Origin of the sequence: Liquorilactobacillus hordei DSM 19519, assembly GCF_019443985.1 — a bacterium.
GTDB classification, from domain to species: Bacteria; Bacillota; Bacilli; order Lactobacillales; family Lactobacillaceae; genus Liquorilactobacillus; species Liquorilactobacillus hordei.
The window spans coordinates 2048466-2065621 of the sequence record NZ_CP049303.1 but is presented as its reverse complement, the minus strand read 5'-3'; the positions used below and the strand labels follow the sequence as shown (position 1 = coordinate 2065621).

The 17156-nt window shown below is 34.7% G+C and carries 14 protein-coding genes; 10 read left to right on the top strand and 4 right to left on the bottom strand.

Going from position 1 to position 17156, the window contains the following annotated elements; translation table 11 throughout:
• The first annotated feature begins 138 nt into the window (after positions 1-138).
• The 6 genes from G6O70_RS11350 to G6O70_RS12270 all read left to right on the top strand — a co-directional run bounded on the left by G6O70_RS11350 (position 139) and on the right by G6O70_RS12270 (position 7200).
• Complete coding sequence (locus G6O70_RS11350; RefSeq protein WP_057869916.1) at positions 139-1581, top strand: APC family permease; 1443 nt, start codon at positions 139-141, stop codon at positions 1579-1581.
• Between the two features lie 200 nt (positions 1582-1781).
• Positions 1782-3497, top strand: coding sequence for an IS1182 family transposase (locus tag G6O70_RS11345; RefSeq protein ID WP_258236139.1), 1716 nt, complete (start codon positions 1782-1784; stop codon positions 3495-3497).
• A gap of 876 nt (positions 3498-4373) precedes the next feature.
• Positions 4374-5126, top strand: coding sequence for a DUF1003 domain-containing protein (locus tag G6O70_RS11340; RefSeq protein WP_057869242.1), 753 nt, complete (start codon positions 4374-4376; stop codon positions 5124-5126).
• 225 nt (positions 5127-5351) lie between these two features.
• Positions 5352-5810: a MarR family winged helix-turn-helix transcriptional regulator gene (locus tag G6O70_RS11335; RefSeq protein WP_057869241.1), complete on the top strand. Its 459-nt coding sequence runs from the start codon at positions 5352-5354 to the stop codon at positions 5808-5810.
• Between the two features lie 14 nt (positions 5811-5824).
• Positions 5825-6490 carry an FAD-dependent oxidoreductase gene (locus G6O70_RS12275; RefSeq protein ID WP_233419132.1) on the top strand — a complete coding sequence of 222 codons (666 nt, stop codon included), beginning with the start codon at positions 5825-5827 and terminating at the stop codon, positions 6488-6490.
• Complete coding sequence (locus G6O70_RS12270; protein WP_233419131.1) at positions 6487-7200, top strand: FAD-dependent oxidoreductase; 714 nt, start codon at positions 6487-6489, stop codon at positions 7198-7200. The genes G6O70_RS12275 and G6O70_RS12270 overlap by 4 nt, the downstream gene beginning before the upstream one ends.
• A gap of 381 nt (positions 7201-7581) precedes the next feature.
• Here the strand turns inward: G6O70_RS12270 and G6O70_RS11325 are convergent, their stop codons facing one another.
• The 3 genes from G6O70_RS11325 to G6O70_RS11315 all read right to left on the bottom strand — a co-directional run bounded on the left by G6O70_RS11325 (position 7582) and on the right by G6O70_RS11315 (position 10739).
• A complete protein-coding gene (locus G6O70_RS11325) occupies positions 7582-8997 on the bottom strand; it encodes an FAD-dependent oxidoreductase (RefSeq protein WP_057869240.1) in 1416 nt (471 codons plus the stop codon).
• A gap of 90 nt (positions 8998-9087) precedes the next feature.
• Positions 9088-10068 (bottom strand): Gfo/Idh/MocA family protein, encoded by a 981-nt coding sequence (locus tag G6O70_RS11320; protein WP_057869239.1) that lies wholly within the window; start codon positions 10066-10068, stop codon positions 9088-9090.
• A gap of 2 nt (positions 10069-10070) precedes the next feature.
• A complete protein-coding gene (locus G6O70_RS11315; protein WP_057869238.1) occupies positions 10071-10739 on the bottom strand; it encodes a ribose-5-phosphate isomerase A in 669 nt (222 codons plus the stop codon).
• Between the two features lie 191 nt (positions 10740-10930).
• On the opposite strand from G6O70_RS11315, the gene G6O70_RS11310 reads away from it, so the two are divergent.
• The 3 genes from G6O70_RS11310 (at position 10931) to G6O70_RS11300 (ending at position 15532) form a co-directional block, all read left to right on the top strand.
• Positions 10931-12835, top strand: a complete 1905-nt coding sequence (locus tag G6O70_RS11310) for a PTS fructose transporter subunit IIABC (RefSeq protein WP_057869237.1) — start codon at positions 10931-10933, stop codon at positions 12833-12835.
• Between the two features lie 54 nt (positions 12836-12889).
• The gene (locus G6O70_RS11305) at positions 12890-13729 is read left to right on the top strand and encodes a MurR/RpiR family transcriptional regulator (RefSeq protein WP_057869236.1); all 840 of its coding nucleotides are present in this window, start codon (positions 12890-12892) and stop codon (positions 13727-13729) included.
• 243 nt (positions 13730-13972) lie between these two features.
• Complete coding sequence (locus G6O70_RS11300) at positions 13973-15532, top strand: bifunctional metallophosphatase/5'-nucleotidase (protein ID WP_057869235.1); 1560 nt, start codon at positions 13973-13975, stop codon at positions 15530-15532.
• 139 nt (positions 15533-15671) lie between these two features.
• Here G6O70_RS11300 and efp read toward each other — a convergent pair whose 3' ends face one another.
• Entirely contained in the window at positions 15672-16229 is a 558-nt protein-coding gene (gene efp / locus G6O70_RS11295) for an elongation factor P (RefSeq protein ID WP_057869234.1), read from the bottom strand.
• 275 nt (positions 16230-16504) lie between these two features.
• Here efp and G6O70_RS11290 point away from each other — a divergent pair, with 275 nt between their 5' ends.
• On the top strand, positions 16505-17146 hold the full coding sequence (locus tag G6O70_RS11290) for a GNAT family N-acetyltransferase (RefSeq protein ID WP_057869233.1): 642 nt from the start codon (positions 16505-16507) through the stop codon (positions 17144-17146).
• Positions 17147-17156: the final 10 nt, after the last annotated feature.

Below are 17156 nucleotides of genomic sequence, written 5' to 3'. Positions count from 1 at the left end.
TGTGGCTAGAAAAGCTAGTCGAGTTTAATTAAGTTAGGATGGATTTCATGTGCGTTCAAAAATAGATACAACTATGCATAAACCACCAAATTATAGTTATTTTTTTGAAATAAATAATTATAATTTGGAGGAATGAACATGTTTAATAATTTTTTACGTCCCAACAAGCATTATATGAGTTGGCCAGTAATTGCACTTTTAGATTTTGTAACAATTATTAGTTTTGAAAATATTTTTTATCCCTTTCAGAATCAAGGACTATCAGTTGTCGTTTCGTGGATTTTCCTGTTGTTTGCTTATGTGATTCCCTATGAATTGATTGTTAGTCAGCTAAGCCTGACTTTTGATAATCAAAGTGGTGGTCTTGCTTCATGGGTTAGACACGGTGGCAATGATACATTAGGATATTGGACTTCTTGGATGTATTGGATTCAAAGCGTTCCTTATATAGTTGACGTTTCCAATTCAGTAATTGTTTCTTTTAGTTGGATGGTTCTTGGAAATAACACTTTGGGTGACAGAATGTCGACATTTGAGTTTGGCCTTTTGACATTTATTATAATATTAGCGTTTATTCTTTTGGAAAATCTAATTAAAAATTCACTCGAAGTATTATCTCTAATCGGTGGTGGAGCAATGTTTATCATGTCATTATTATTTGTGTTACTCGCAGGATATGCATTGATGAATGGAGTTCATATTGCAACACAGCCATTTAACTGGGGATCATTTATTCCACATTTTAGTTTAAAATACTTCTCGACTACTGGACTACTCATTTTTGCAATGTCTGGAGCAGAGTTAGCGGCGCCTTATATTGTACAAATGAGGGATCCTAAGCATGAATTTCCCAAGGCAATGTGGTTATTAGCCTTAATGACAGCATTTTTAACCATCTTTGGAACATTATCATTATCGATTTTCTTCAATGCAAATGCTATTCCACACGACTTTAAGATGAATGGACCTTATTATGCTTTTTCACTACTCGGAACAGAACTTGGTGTGGGTAAACTCTTGATGTATATCTTTGCAGTTGTACAAGCAATTTTTATGATGGCTCAATTAGCAGTTTTATTGGATGCTTCAAGTCGAGTTTTTGCAGGCGATGTTGCTGATAAATTCATGCCAAGTTGGCTCACTAAGAAGAATAAGAAAGGATTACCCGTTAATTCATATTTAATGACTACAGGTTTAAGCTTATTTTTATTACTTCTAACGGGGACACTTCCAGATATCAATACTATTTACAACTGGTTATTAAACATTAATGGAATTGTTTCTCCTTATAAGACTTGTTGGGTATTTTTTGCATTTTTAGCAATTAGATGGCGCGCAAAAGATTTTCACTCAGATTACGTATTTATTCGTAATCGTAAATTAGCTTTGATCGTGGGTGGATGGTGCTTCTTATTTACATTTGTTTGTGCGACCTTAGGATTCATTCCACAGGATGCAAATTTTGGAACTAAGTCATTTGATCATCAACTTTTGATGAATTTTATTACAGTTCTTATTTTGTTTGGTGTTGGATTTTTATTGCCTTACTTGAGAAAACGTGAACTCAATAGAAATAAGTAATTGTAATAATAGCTTTAAAATAAATTTTTCACTTTTAATAATAAAAACGGGGCTGTGCCATAAGTCCCTAAGTGAAAGAGCTTCACCAGAGAAAGTAATGATTTTTCTGGTGAAGCTCTTTTGGTATAATTAAAAATAAAAAAGCACTGGTTGGAGCCAGTACTTTCAAAAACAATACCCCTATAGAAAGGATAATCAAAATGTACAATAATTATAACATAAATCAGACTGTACTTAGTATTAAAACTGACTGGGAGCCAAAAGAAAATCATCCTGCACGGATGATTAATCAAATAGTTGAAGACCTTAAAATTAATGATCCTTACATCTTTGGACGACCGCGTAAGTATGATCTGCGTGTACTTTTAAAATTAATTTTGTTTGCGTACACAAAAGGTATCTTTAGTAGTCGCCGTATTAATACGTTGGCAGAAGAGAATTTGGCAGCCCGTTGGCTGACACAAGAACAGGTTCCAGCCTACCGAACAATTTGTCGTTTTAGAATTTCAGATGAAGTTGAGAGCTTGATTAATCAATGTATTCTAAAACTAACCAAATATCTGAAACAAAACAATTTTATTGATGAAGTTACTTTTATTGACGGGACTAAAATTTTAGCTGATGCCAATAAATATAGTTTTGTTTGGCGTAAGAATACGATTCGTTTTGACAAGCTTAATCGCTCTGCGATTATAACCCTTCTGGAAGAATTAAATGACGCTAAGTTTAAGTGTCAGCTCCCAGCAGAGACAGATCTTACTTTAGAAATGCTTGATGAAATTACCTTGCGGTTAGAAAATGACTTGAAAGATTTGAATAAAAAGATTGAAAAAGAACATATCTCTCCAAACCCAGACAAGTCAAGGCGTCGAAAACTAAAATCTTTAAAACGAAAACTTAAGTTACGGCAAACTAAATTATTAGCTCATAAAATACAAACCAGAATTTATGGTAAAAGAAATAGTTATTCAAAAACAGATCATGATGCAACTTTCATGCGTGTTAAGGAAGATCCAATGCTCAACGGACAGCTAAAACCGGCTTATAATCTACAAATCGCCACAAGTAAACAATTTGTAACTGCCTTCGGCATTTTTCAAAATCCAGGAGATACCAAAACATTAATTCCTTTTTTACAGCAACAAAAAGCAGCTGGAACTTTAGGTAAGTATATTGTGGCTGATGCAGGATACGGTTCAGAATCAAATTATCGATATCTCGAAGATGAATTACCTGAACATACAGCGTTAATTCCATATGGGACAATGTTAAAAGAAAATAGTCGCAAATGGAAAAGTGATGACCGTAAGGTCATGAATTGGGCGTATCATCCTAAAGACGATTATTTTATTGATCTGCAGGGAGTTAGATTTAGTTTTTATGCTTACCGTAAGCGCAAAGATAAGTACGGATTTGTACGTGAATTTAAAGAGTATCAGGCAAACAAATACGATAACGATTTTAAAATTGATCACCGAGCATTCACTAAAAACGGAAATCCTCGTAAAATAAGTATTAATAGCGCATGGGAGTATTTCAAAGCTAAGGAACGCAAGTTGCTTTCAAATCACCAAACTGGTTCAATTTACGGACAACGTAAAATAGATGTTGAATCAGTTTTTGGTGGATTGAAGGCTTGTTTGGGTTTTAAAAAATTTTCGGTTAGAGGTCTTGAGAAGGTAAAAAGGGAAGCTGGAATTGCCTTGATGGCAATGAATATTAGAAAATTGGTGGCGAAAGGCACCAATTATAACTGTTTTATAAACAAAAAGAAGAGATTAGTGAAAATCAAAGAACGATTTTCACTAATCTCTTCTATTTTGAAGGACTTATGGCACAGCCCCGTTTTTATTAAATCTGTAATTTATTTTTCAATTTTTTCAATAATTTCAACGCGGCATAAGTTAGACAACTAATCCATGTGATTATGACGAGATACATAACGTGCAAGAACCAATTCCCAATATTATAGCTAACAACTAATGTGTTTTTTCCCTTCTTTTGAGTTACAACAGGGGTGCCAATCTTTGTTAGATGGTATTGATGCTTTCTCCCAGTTATTTGTTGTTTGTTTAAAATAAGATTTGTATTGTAGTATTTTATAATAGGGATATTAACGCTCGTTTTTTTCTTACCATTCCAAGTAACAACTAAGGTATTATTATGTACGCTTTTTGTGAAACGTGAATTGTCAGAAATAATATAATGACCATACAATTTGTAATTTTTGTTAGTGCTACCGTGATAACTAGGCAAATAATCCGGCGTTTTTTTCTGAACTAGATTCAATATTGAAATGAGGTCTGTAGAATAAAATGAGTCATGAATCTTGCTATCATTTTTAGAATTGAAAACGAGTGTGTTTAGCTTTTTAAGGGGCGGCCTACTAGTTGTCCATTGTTCATATTTTTTACTTAATAAAGCAGCTGTTTGGGAAAATCCTACAATAACAACTAGAAAGATAATAACGTAAACATGTTTACTATAAATAATTAATTATATTTTACGGTTTTGTATGTCATTTAATTTTTAGAGGTACTATTTAGAGGATAACTTTCAGTTTTAAGAATTAAAAAATCTCAAGCAAACGATTGACACTTCTGCAATAAGTCGCTATGGTTAAGGCGTATAGTGTGAATTAACAAGGATTTTAGAAAGCGGGGTGAGGGAAATGGCAGATAGTCATAGATGCAGTATAAATAATAGTGACAAAGCAACTGTTAATGGTGCTGATGATTACGTTCCCTCGCAATATAGGCGCCTAAAATAATTCGATTGAGAGGAAATTATCAATGGAAAAAAATATGGAACGTGGCCTAAAATGTCTTGTAGACCAAAAAGAATATGATTTAGTGGATGGTGCTTTTCTAAAAGACTTGGATGGTTCACTAAGAGCCTTGATAAGAAGAGACTATCCTAAGGCAGCAGATAACCAATTTATTTGCAGTGAACATCTTGTACAGTATCGAGTAAAAAAAATGGACCAAATGATTGCAAAGGACTATCGGCAAAATGATAAGTTAACAAGAAAACTAACGCGTGTGATGGAAAATGATGCCTATCAGGTAATAGATGTCCGTGAGCAACTGGAACATTCATTAACATTTGGGCAAAAAATTGCTGATGGGGTTGCACACTTTGGTGGTAGTTGGGCATTTATTTTAAGTTTTATAGGAATTATGATTTTCTGGATACTTCTAAATATATTTCATTGGTTTGGGGTACATTTTGACCCATATCCGTTTATTTTATTGAATCTTTTTTTAAGTATGGTTGCGGCTATTCAGGCACCATTGATCATGATGAGCCAAAATCGTTCATCTGAATATGACCGAATGGAATCGCGTAATGACTATCAGGTGAATCAAAAATCAGAAGAAGAAATTAGGGTTTTGCATTCGAAAATTGATCATTTGATACAACAAGATCAGCCTAATTTGTTACAAATTCAGAAGATTCAAACGGAGATGCTTGGTTCTATTGAGTCACAAGTAAGTGAATTAAGAAGATTACAGCAATATTTTGAAGAGGAAAACAAAAAGTAGTGTTAGTGTAATTCTATGTAGTAGAGTTACTCAGAGCCAACAAGGAAACAGGGACAAATTAATTTTTGACCTTGTTTCCTTATTTATTTGAAATAAATAAAATACAGCTCAGTGTTGTATCCTCTGGCTTTTGTGGGAAGGTTAGTTAGAAGAAAAGTTGAAAAAGTTGCATATTATAAAAGCAAATTGTAATATATATCGTATACGATATAAATAGGAGAGGCTATGAGCAAACAGGATATTTTTTATGATGAGTTGTGCTTATCTGTCTACACAACAAATCGTTATTTTCATCAATTGTATCAAGTAGTCTTAGGAGAGTATGAACTAACGTATCTGCAATATATGGTTTTACTGAATATAAAAAAGCAGGGTAGATGTACCTTGGCAATAATCTGTCATAACTTAGATTTAGATACAAACACTTTAACACCAGTTGTCAAAAAATTGATGATGAAGCAGTGGGTAAGACGTGAGAGGTCTATTGCCGATAAACGAAGCTTTGAATTATTTCTTACTGATAGTGCTGAACAAAGATTTGAGTTTATTCAGAATAAAATTGCAAAGATCCAGGCAAAGTTGGTTGGCAATGAGCAGCAGAAGTTTACTAAAATCTTAAAGCAGATGCATGGCTTGAATGAGCAAGTTGCAGAAATTATTAGTGATTTAACAAATGAAGATTAAAAAGGCGGTAGAATATGGAAAAATTTGATGTTATTTTTGTTGGTAGCGGACATGCTAATTGGCATGCAGCAGTTGATTTACAAAAAGCAGGAAAAAAGGTAGCGATAATTGAAAAAGATTTAATTGCGGGTACATGTACTAACTATGGCTGCAATGCTAAGATTTTGTTAGATGGGGCGGCTGATCTTATTCATCAGGTGAGCTCATATGTGGGCATGGGATTAAAAGGTGATTTGCATATTGATTGGCCAGAACTAATGGCATATAAGCGTGCGACAATAAATCCGCTTCATAAAATGCTAGAACAGCAATTCAAAGCACTAGGAATTAAAATATATAAGGGAACAGCAACATTTCTTGACGATCGTTCTATCAAAGTCGGCGAAGAAATTCTAAGTGCCACAGATTTTATAATTGGAACTGGACAAATACCTAACCATCTCCCAATTGAAGGAAATGAGTGGTTACATGATAGTCGTGAATTCTTAGATTTACCGAAATTACCAAAGCATATGACGTTTATCGGAGCTGGAATTGTTTCATTGGAGTTTGCAATGCTTGTGAAAGCTGCCGGAACAGATGTCACTATTATCGAATTTGCTTCAGGAGCGCTCAGAGAATTTAATGCAAAATATGTAGAAAAAGTATTGCAGCAAATGAAAAAGTATTGCAGCAAATGAAAAAATTGGGAATAAAAGTTTATTTTAATGAATCAGTACAAAAAATTCAAAAGGCTAATAATCAATTAATTGTTTCGACCGCATCTGATTTAAAAGTTGAAACGGACTATATTGTTGATGCGACTGGGAGAATTCCTAATGTAGACGATCTCGACCTAGAAGCTGCAGGAGTGAAATATAATAAGCGTGGGATAGTTGTTGATAACCATTTACAAACATCTGTATCACATATCTATGCTAGTGGAGATGTTATCGATAAACAGATTCCTAAGCTAACACCTACTGCAACGTTTGAATCTAATTACTTGGCAAACCGATTGTTGGGTGAAAATCCGGAATCAATTAAGTATCCAACGATTGCAAGTGTTGTATTTACACTTCCAAGAATTGCACAAGTTGGGTTAAGCACAGCAGACATTGAGAACAAAAAAGAAAGCTATGTTATCAAGGAGATTCCTTTTGGTAGTCGTTTACGTTTTCAGACTAAGAATGAACCTGATGCAGAAGCAACGTTGATATTTGATCAGAATTCATATCTAGTCGGAGCAAGTGTTTACGGAGACGAAGCACCAGAATTAATTAATGTTTTGGCGATGATAATAGGGATGAAGTTGACACAAGAGGATTTAAGTAAAGCAATTCTAGCATTTCCAAGTCAAACAATTGGATTGATCAGCATGATGGCCCCATATCTAAGAAAGTTCAAGTAATAATGTCAAGTGAAGAACAGTAATCATTATGGTTTAGAGGAAAAGTATATGTTGGGTGAATTTCATAAATCGAGCGCTAACGTGATATATAGTTAATATAAATGGTAAGAATTTATAATTACAGAATTTAGATGATATAAAAGTATCTTTGGGTATTGGATAATATACAAAATATAGAACAAAAAAGGCGAGACTAGACCAAAAGTTAATTTTGGGTCTAGTCTCGCTAATTATTTTGTATAAATGTGTTCCATAAGGCAAAATTCTCCGCCTAACTTCGAATTACTCATAGCAAAATAGTTACCATGTCTGTAATTTCGAGTCAGTATTCAAAGTTTCCCGACTTATATCAGACTTCCGTCTTCTTTAATTAAGGATAAATTACTTTCTCGTGAATTCGACTTCACCTAGTGCATGTTGAGCAGCTAAGTTGAGCAAACTCCATTGACGATCAAAACCTGGTTGGAAGAAGAAGTCAGCTTCAGCTAAGTCTTCTACTTTTAATTGATGAGAAATGGCAAGTGCTAAAACATTTCCTTGGGCAGTTATATCATATGTTGATAAGACTGCTCCTCCAAGAAGACGATGAGTTTCAGGATCAAAGAAAAGTTTTACATAGACTTTCGGATTGCCTTTATCCTCTGGTACATAGCTTGGGCGTAAGGTATCTTCATAGAAGGAACTAGCTATTTTTACACCGGCACGCTCAGCAGTGAAGCTGTTTAAACCACTCTGAGCGAAGTGATAATCGAAGACACTTAAGGCTGATGAACCGACTATTCCTGCAAAGGGAACCGCAGGAGTTTTTTCAAAAAGATGTTTTACCAAGTAACGAGCCTCGCGCCGAGCAACAGTGGCAAGCGCTACTGGAACTTTTTTTCTTGCGGCAATTGAATATGCTAAAGTGGCATCACCAATGGCATAAACATCAGGAAGGTTAGTTCTAAGGTATTCATCGTTTTTAATCCAACCGCGTTCATCTAGAGCAACAGTCCCTTTTAACCACTCAGTATTTGGCTGAACACCGGCTGCTTGAATAACTACGTCACTTGGAAAATCACCTTGATTACTTTTAACAAACTGAACTTTATTATTTTGACCACTAAATGCTGAAATTTTAACGCCAGTATGAATTTCAACACCTTTGTCTGCTAGATGTGCACTTATAATATCTGTTAACTCAGAATCAAGATAAGTTCCTAATGGACGGTCAATAACATCTAAAAGTGTGACATGTTTTCCTGCTTTAACAGCAGCTTCAGCAGCTTCAATACCAATGTAACCAGCACCAACAACGGTAATGTTCTTAACTTCTGGATTTTCTAGTTTACTTTTTATTTTTGTAGCCCAATCATAACCGCGCATTAGATAAACATTTTCTAGTTCGTTCCCGGCGATTGGTAATGATTTAGGATTTACACCTGAACTCAGAATTAATTTATCATATGATTCTTCAGTTTGTTTACCATTTTCTAGATCAGTAACAAAGACGGTTCGTTTATCGCTATTTATTTTGGTGACTTGATGATTATTCAAAATATGAACATTTTCTTGTGGAAAACTCTCAGGTCTGAAATTACGGACAGCATTAACATCAGTTACACTATTTTCCAAGTATAGTTCCATACCACAGGACATAAACGAAACAAAATTGCTTGCTTCAAATAAAGTAATGTCGATGTCTTCATAGCGGCTTAACAGTTCAAGAATAGACTGATGACCACCATGAGAAGCACCGACAATAATAATTTTTTTCTTCACGTTAATTCCCCCCAATTTCTGGGAATAAATTAACATAGTAATATTTTAATGTCAAACCAAAAGCTTATAAAAAACACTTACTATAAGTAACTAATAGTAAGTGTTTTTACTTAGTTTGTACTGTGATTAATCGAAAGGATACTTCATACCCCATGCATTACGGACGCTGTCTAAGATATGTGAAACGTCACGTGATATCGCAAGTTGACCATCGTCGTGCCCATTATCAATATAACGTTGCATATCGCGGACTTCGTAGCGCAATGCTTGTGTATCATCACCGGCTTGTAATACTTCATTGGCCTGTTCATGTGCATCAGCAGTATATGTGACTTCAGCACTTGTAGCACGAGGGTAATTATTGATTTCGACGTAACCCTTTGTTCCAGAAACAACTCCACGTTTTGGTTGCTTTGCACGCATTGACAATGCCATCACAGCCAGTTGTTCTTGATTATTTTTCAAGATGATACCTGATTGTTCATCGACACCAGTTTCAAAGAACTTAACAGTTGTTAATGTCGTATTGGGTTGACTTGCTAAGAAAGTTCTTGCAAATGCTGTTGCATATCCCCCGATATCTAACAATGCTCCTCCTGCAAGATCTTTATTGAAGAATCTATTTTTAGGATCGTAATCTTTTAGGCTTCCAAAGTTGACTTGCACCAATTTGATATCACCTAACTTTCCTGTAGCGATAAGTTCTTTGACTTGATCAAAAACAGGCATATGGTACAAGGTGAGTCCTTCTGTCAGAATTAATCCTTTTTCTTTAGCAAGAGCTTCAACTTCATCAAATTGTTTAGCATTAACAGTAATTGCTTTTTCACAAAATACATGTTTACCAGCTTCTAAAGCAGCTTTGATATATTGATAATGATATGTGTGTGGTGTAGCGATATAAATTACATCGATATCAGGATTCGCAATCATTTCGTTTGCATCGGTGTATGTTTTTTTAATATGCTTTTCTGCAGCAAATTTTTCTAACATTTCTTTGTTAACATCAGCTACAGCGTATACTTCGCCGTTAACATCATTTAATGCATCAGCCATCTCATGTGCAATCCAACCTGTACCAACCATGCCCCAGTTATATTTTGTCATAATTAATCTTCCTTTCTAAATTCATGTACTTTTCCAGTTTCATCAAATGTTAAACCAAGTGTTATTAAGTTTTCAAAAAAGGATGTAGCAATAACTCCATTTTGTTGCGAGACTATGGAATTAATCTGCGAAATATTGTTCCAATCATGTGCATAACAATCTATTAAGAGATTTCCAGAAGGAGTTCTTGCGTAACCAGCTATATCTTTTGCTAATCTGATATTACTCTTAAGATTCAAATATTTAAGGAGTCGTAATACAACTGCACTTGTAACATCGACAACTTCAAGTGTGAGCGGAATTTGAGGATTGAGTGATTTTGTTACTCTTTCTAATAGTGCCAGAATAATGTAATCATCCGCTAGTTCAGCATTAATTTTCTCAAATAAATGAATTCCACCATTACTTTTTAGAGCATTTAGATTTGTATCTAGTGAATCACATCCATCAAAAGCAAGGTTAATATGCTTAACCTCATCACTGTTGGTAACAGAGATTCCAAGTGAATTACAATAATTCTTTGTAAGTTCAGATGGTGTACAGATGGTTAGATTTAATTCAGGTTTTACTGCTAGAGCAGAAGCAAGTTTAGCAACATTGCTTCCACCGCCTAGACTGATAGTCATGTTTGGCTTGATAAGAGTGAGAGACTTTTGAATAATCGGTGTCAATTTGTAATCACCTCTTTTTTATTTATTTTCATAAATAGCAAATTAATGAAATTTATTTACAACACCATGTTATTACGTGAAAATTTATTTGTCAACACTTTAAATTAGATGTTGACATTTTTCTAAAAAGCGGTTACATTTTGATTGTAATTATTTTCACTAAATAAAAATAAAAGAAAGAGGTTTTCATTATGGATATATTAAATATATTAAAAAGTGACATCATGATCATGGATTTAAAAGCAAAAACCAAAGAAGATGCATTACATGAGATGGTTAATTCTTTTTTTGAAAACGGTTTAATAGATGATAGAGATCTTTTTACACAAGATATCTTCAAACGTGAAGCGGAAGCGACAACAGGTATTGGGGATGGAATTGCAATGCCTCATGCTAGAAATAAGGCAGTGAAAGAAGCAGCTGTTTTATTTGCAAAAAGTGAACAAGGGATTGACTATAATGCGATTGATGGCAAACCAGTTCACCTGTTTTTTATGATTGCTGCACCAGCTAATGCCAATGATATTCATTTGCAGGCTTTGGCAAGTCTTTCTGCATTACTTTTAGACGCTAATCTGATTACAGAATTAAAAAAGGCAGTAACTCCACAAGAAGTTCAGCAATTGTTTAAAGCAGCTAGTGATAAGAAAAAAACAGATGAACGTCAGCAGACTGAAAATCAGGATTTACCATTAATTGTTGCAGTAACAGCCTGTCCAACGGGAATTGCACACACATATATGGCTGAAGCGGCATTGCTTGAAGCGGGTAAGAAAATGAACGTCGAGATGAGAGTCGAGACGAATGGATCTGAGGGAGTAAAGCATCGACTAAGTGCAGAAGAGATTTCTAACGCTGTAGGGGTAATTATCGCAGCAGATAAGAAGGTCGAAGTAGAACGTTTTGCGGGTAAGAAAGTCATGCAGACTGCGGTAATTGATGGAATTAAGAAACCTGAGGAACTTATTCAAAGTGTATTAGATGGAAATTTAGCAACATTTGAAGTTGAAGGTGGGGCTAATAATAATTCAAGTGCGGAGGATAAACAAGGTGGAATTTGGCATCATGTCTACCAAGACTTGATGAGTGGAATTTCGAATATGTTGCCATTTGTTGTCGGTGGTGGAATATTGATGGCGATTTCGTTCTTGCTAGAACAGTCATTAGGGAAAACTTCAACGGCGTTTATCTTTCTGAATTCTCTAGGGACAAATGCATTTAGTTTTTTAATTCCGATTTTAGCAGGATTTATTGCATTTTCAATTGGTGATCGTCCAGCCATGATGCCAGGTTTTGTTGGTGGCTATATGGCAACCCAAGCAAGTGCAAGTATTGTTAAATCAAGTGGTAGTGCAGGTTTCATTGGCGGAATCATTGCAGGTTTTATCGCAGGTTATTTGATTTTATTTTTGAAAAAGGCATTTATTAAATTACCAAAATCATTAGATGGTTTAAAACCAATGATAATATTTCCTGTGTTGGGATTGTTTTTTGTAGGAACATTGATGTTTTTCGTAATTGATCCAATCTTTTCAGTAGTTAATTTATTTTTGGTACATTTTCTAACAACTATGGGAACTGCAAATGCAATCTTGCTTGGAGCAATTCTTGGTGGAATGCAGGCTGTAGATCTAGGTGGCCCAGTGAATAAAGCAGCTTATACAACAGCAATTGGGGTATTATCGGCAACGGGTGACGGAAGTATGATGGCTTCAGTAATGGTTGGCGGAATGATTCCACCATTGGCAATTGCAATCGCGACAACTATCTGGAAAAGTAAATTTACAGAAGATGAGCGTAAGGCTGGAATTAGTAATTATGTTTTAGGAATTTCATTTATTACTGAAGGAGCAATTCCTTTTGCAATCGCAGATCCGTTGAGGGTAATTGGTTCATGTATTATTGGTTCAGTAATTGGTGGGGGATTAGCTCAATTCTGGAAGGTTAGTGTGCCAGCTCCTCATGGAGGATTATGGGTTGTTTTGTTAATGCACAATCCTTTGTATTTTGTTTTATCCTTAATAATTGGGGCTGTTGTAGCTGGAATAATTTATGGTATTTGGAAGCCCAAAAAGATAGCGCTTTTCAAAGAATAAATGATACTATATAATTAATTTTATTTTATATAGTTGTTTGGAGGACTGAAATTAATGAGCGGCGAAAATGTAGTTGATATAATATATAGTAACTTGAGTACTATGACCCAGACCGACAAAAAAATTGCACAGGTTATTTTAAAGAATCCTGGAGATGCGGTGAACTATACAATTTCAGAGCTCGCGGCTAAAGCAGTCGTTAGCGAGGCATCTGTTTCTCGTTTTTGTAAAAACCTACAACTGTCGGGATTTCATCAATTGAAGATTGAATTAGCAAAAGTATCTGATGATGAGTCTAATTACTATAAAGTTATTAATATCGATAATATTCAACAGGCAATCGCCAACATTAGAGATAATAAGAATGCGGAGATTACTAATACGCTAAATAATGTGACTACTCCAACAATCAAGAAGATTATGAAGTTAATCCAGAATTCGCATATTTTACAGATTGCAGCAGAGGGGAATACATTCCCTGTTGTTGCAGATGCGGCCTACCGATTTAATCAAATTGGAATTTTATCAATTTGTTCAGAATCATGGCAGACTTCAATAGGTCAGACTCTCAATTTGACTGATAAAGATACACTAATGGTTATCTCTAATTCAGGAGAGTCTAAGTCCTTATTAAAACAAATTGAAGTGGCTAAAAAACAAGGTATGAGAATTATCGCAATTACCAACCGTAATGATTCACCGATTGCACTAGAAGCAGATTATCACTTGCGCACAGCTGTTAGACAAAGAGTATTGCAATCGGAGTACTATTTCTCTAGAGTTGCTGCAATGACGGCAGTGGAAACAATTTTCCTATTATTGATTGCGGAGGATCGAGAGAGATTAAGCAAGATTATGGATCATGAAACTATCATTTCGGATACAAAAGTCTAGGCAGAAAATTTTGATTTATGAAGTATGATTATCTGAAATAGATGAAGGGGTCGGACCAAAATTAAATTTTGAGCCGGACCTTTTTCTTGGGGCAGTTGTTAGTTAAGGAATCAAGAAATATTTTTAATTGAGTAAAATAATGCTTAGTTATAAAGTTCGCTAGAATTATTCTACTGAAAATAATTATTATGATTTAATTAACATACTTTTCAAGAAGACTGAGAAAGAAGATGGTTTGAGCATATGAAAGTTAAAATTCTCTCGACGAGTGATGTACATGGGTATATTTTTCCAACCAATTTTAGCAGTAAAGCAGACTATCAACCCTTCGGCTACCTAAAAGCTGCACAGGTTATTAAGTCTATTAAAGAAGATGCAGCAGATGATGAGGTTATCGTATATATTGAAAATGGTGATTTCTTAGAGGGCTCTCCACTGTCTGATTATATTTATCGAACAAGGAAAACAAAGGAATATAATCAGATTTTTTGTAAAATGACAAGTCTTTTGGATGTAGATGCAGCGGTTTTAGGTAATCACGAATTTGATTATGGACTGGCATATATTAAAGAAACTTTGAAAAATAAAAAATACCCAATTATAGGTGCAAATATTGGTGGTGAAAAAGCACAGGATATTATTGACCAACCATATCAAATAATTGAAAAAGCAGGAATTAAAATCGCTATTTTGGGATTAACTACACAGTATGTGCCACACTGGGAAAAAGCTGAGAACATTGAAGGAATTACTTTTAATTCTGTGCTTGAAACTGCAAGAAAATATGTACCAATTCTAAAAGAAAAGGCTGATGTGGTAGTGGTTGCTTACCATGGCGGTTTTGAAAAAGATCTGGATAATGGTAAACCAACTGAACGGTTGACAGGTGAAAATGAGGGATATGCACTGCTTTCTGAAATACCGGGAATTGACGCATTGGTGACAGGTCATCAGCACAGAAAAATAGCAAAAAAAGTATATGGAGTACCGACAACTCAACCAGGATGTCGTGCTGAAAATGTGGGTCAGATTTCGATAGAATTAGATAATAATAAAAAAATAATCAATTCACATGCTGAACTAATTGATACAAGTAAACGAGTGGTAAATCAAGAATTGGAATCACTTTTAACTGATTTGAAACGCGATATTGAAAATTGGCTAGATATACCGGTAGCAAAGATCAATGGTGATATGCGTATTCATGATCATCTAGCTGCAAGGCTGCATGGACACGCGTATTTGGATTTAATCAATCGCATTCAGATGGATGTTACAGGAACTGATGTTGCAGGTTCTGCGCTATTTAACAATGAAGTTAGTGGATATGATGCGCAAATTACAGTACGTGATATTTTGAATAACTATGTCTATCCGAATACTTTGGTAGTTGAGCGAATTAGTGGGGCAGACTTGAGGGCAGCACTTGAACGTTGTGCCAGCTTTTTTGAATTACAGCCAGATGGATCAATCTGTATGACAAACAGCTCTAGTATACCTAAAGCTCAGTTGTATAATTATGATTACTATTCAGGTATAAATTACGTTTTTGATTTAACTAAACCAGTTGGAAAACGTGTTCTTAGTATTTTGTATCATAATCAAGTACTTAAGGATACTGACAAGATTGATGTTGCAATTAGTCAATACCGTGCTGTTGGTGGTGGTGAGTACCCAATGTTTAATATAACAAAGAGTATTCGAGCCTATGAAGATGATATGCCTAAGTTAATAGCAAAATATCTAAAGAAACATAAAAAGATAGAAGCAATCCAACCTAATAATTTACAGATTATTAAATAAATTTTTTTGGCATAAAAATAGCGACCTCTGAAAATTAGGCTTTTGTCTAACCTTCAGGGGTCGCTTTATATTAATTTAAGTCTTTATTTTGTTATTGTAATTTATTAATTAGGAAATATCAGAAAGGATGATAATATTTTTAAGCTCGTTGTTTATATGTTCCATTCCCAGTGTTGATAACTAGTTTTTCACCATTTTTGATGAAATCAGGAACAACAACAATAAGGCCTGTATCCATTGTTGCAGGCTTTCCACCACTAGCGGCAGTTGCGCCCTTAATAGTTGGTTCAGTTTCAACGACAGTCATTTCAACTATTGTTGGTAAATCGACTCCAATTAACTCATTATTACAAAAGTTCAATTGAACTTGTAAATCAGGGATCAAGTACTTACTTTCAGCTTCAATTAGCTGAGCAGGTAATTCGTATTGCTCGTAGGTATCTAAGTCCATAAAGAAGACGATATCATCTTGTTTATATAAAAACTGAGCTTTCTTTTTATCAACTATTGCTAAGTCAACTTTTTCTGTGGGACGCATAGTTGTCTGAACAATAGAACCAGAACGAATGTCGTTTAGCTTCATTTGCATAACAGTATTGCCCTTGCCAGGTTTATGATGGTTTGTCTCAAGTACCTTTATGAGTTTCCCATTTTTTTGAAAAATCATTCCTACTTTTAATTCAATTGCTTCTATCATTTGTGTGACCCCTTTTTATTTTTTATGTTACGGATTGTTAATTAAGAAGAGGGGCGGTGCAAGAGATAATGCAAAAACACGATACGTCATTGTTAAGTCCACCAATTATTTTTTTATATTTAACCTTCAGTATATCATAGATAATATATTGCGGTAAGGCAAAAAACCATAAAATAAAAATATGCAAAGATCTTATGTTGAGCATTTTGCCTTTCATGAATTTTACGGTACGATAGAAGAGAATGAATTGATTTAAATGTCTGGAGAGTCTGAAGATGAAAGAGGAAGTTGTTTATAGAAAAATGGTAGATGCTGACTACCAAGAAGTTCTTGAAATGGTCATAGAAACATGGAACTATCGTGAATGGATAGAAAAACCGTTAGTTAAACCAATGGCCGAGTTTTTCCTATGTGACTTGTTAGTCGGAGCCGATGATGTCTTTGTGGCAGTGATAGCTAACAAGGTGGCTGGAATAGTGGCAACAAGTCATGAACAGTGGTCAAGGTTGCAGTATGTTTGGCAAAGGCGTCAATTGAAAGCATTATTGCAGTTGGCAGGATTCGAAGATAAAAATTATATCTTTGCACAATATATGGAAACGATGAATATTGATGAAGAACTATTGGCGTTAAGTGGAAAGAAATATGGCGGAGCTCTTAATTTATTAATTGTTAAAGAAGGATACCAAGGACTGGGAATCGGAGGAAAGCTGTATAAACATTTTTACGATTATCTTCAGGGCCTGGGGGTAAAAAACTTTTACTTGTTTACCGATAATTCATCCAATTTTAAGTTTTATGATCATAAACGTCTAACTAGAGTTAATCAGAAGAACTTTTTTTGGAAAGATAAAGATGGAGAGCCACACAAAAAACCAGAAATATATTACTTGTATGAAGGTAATATTACCATATAGAAGAAATATG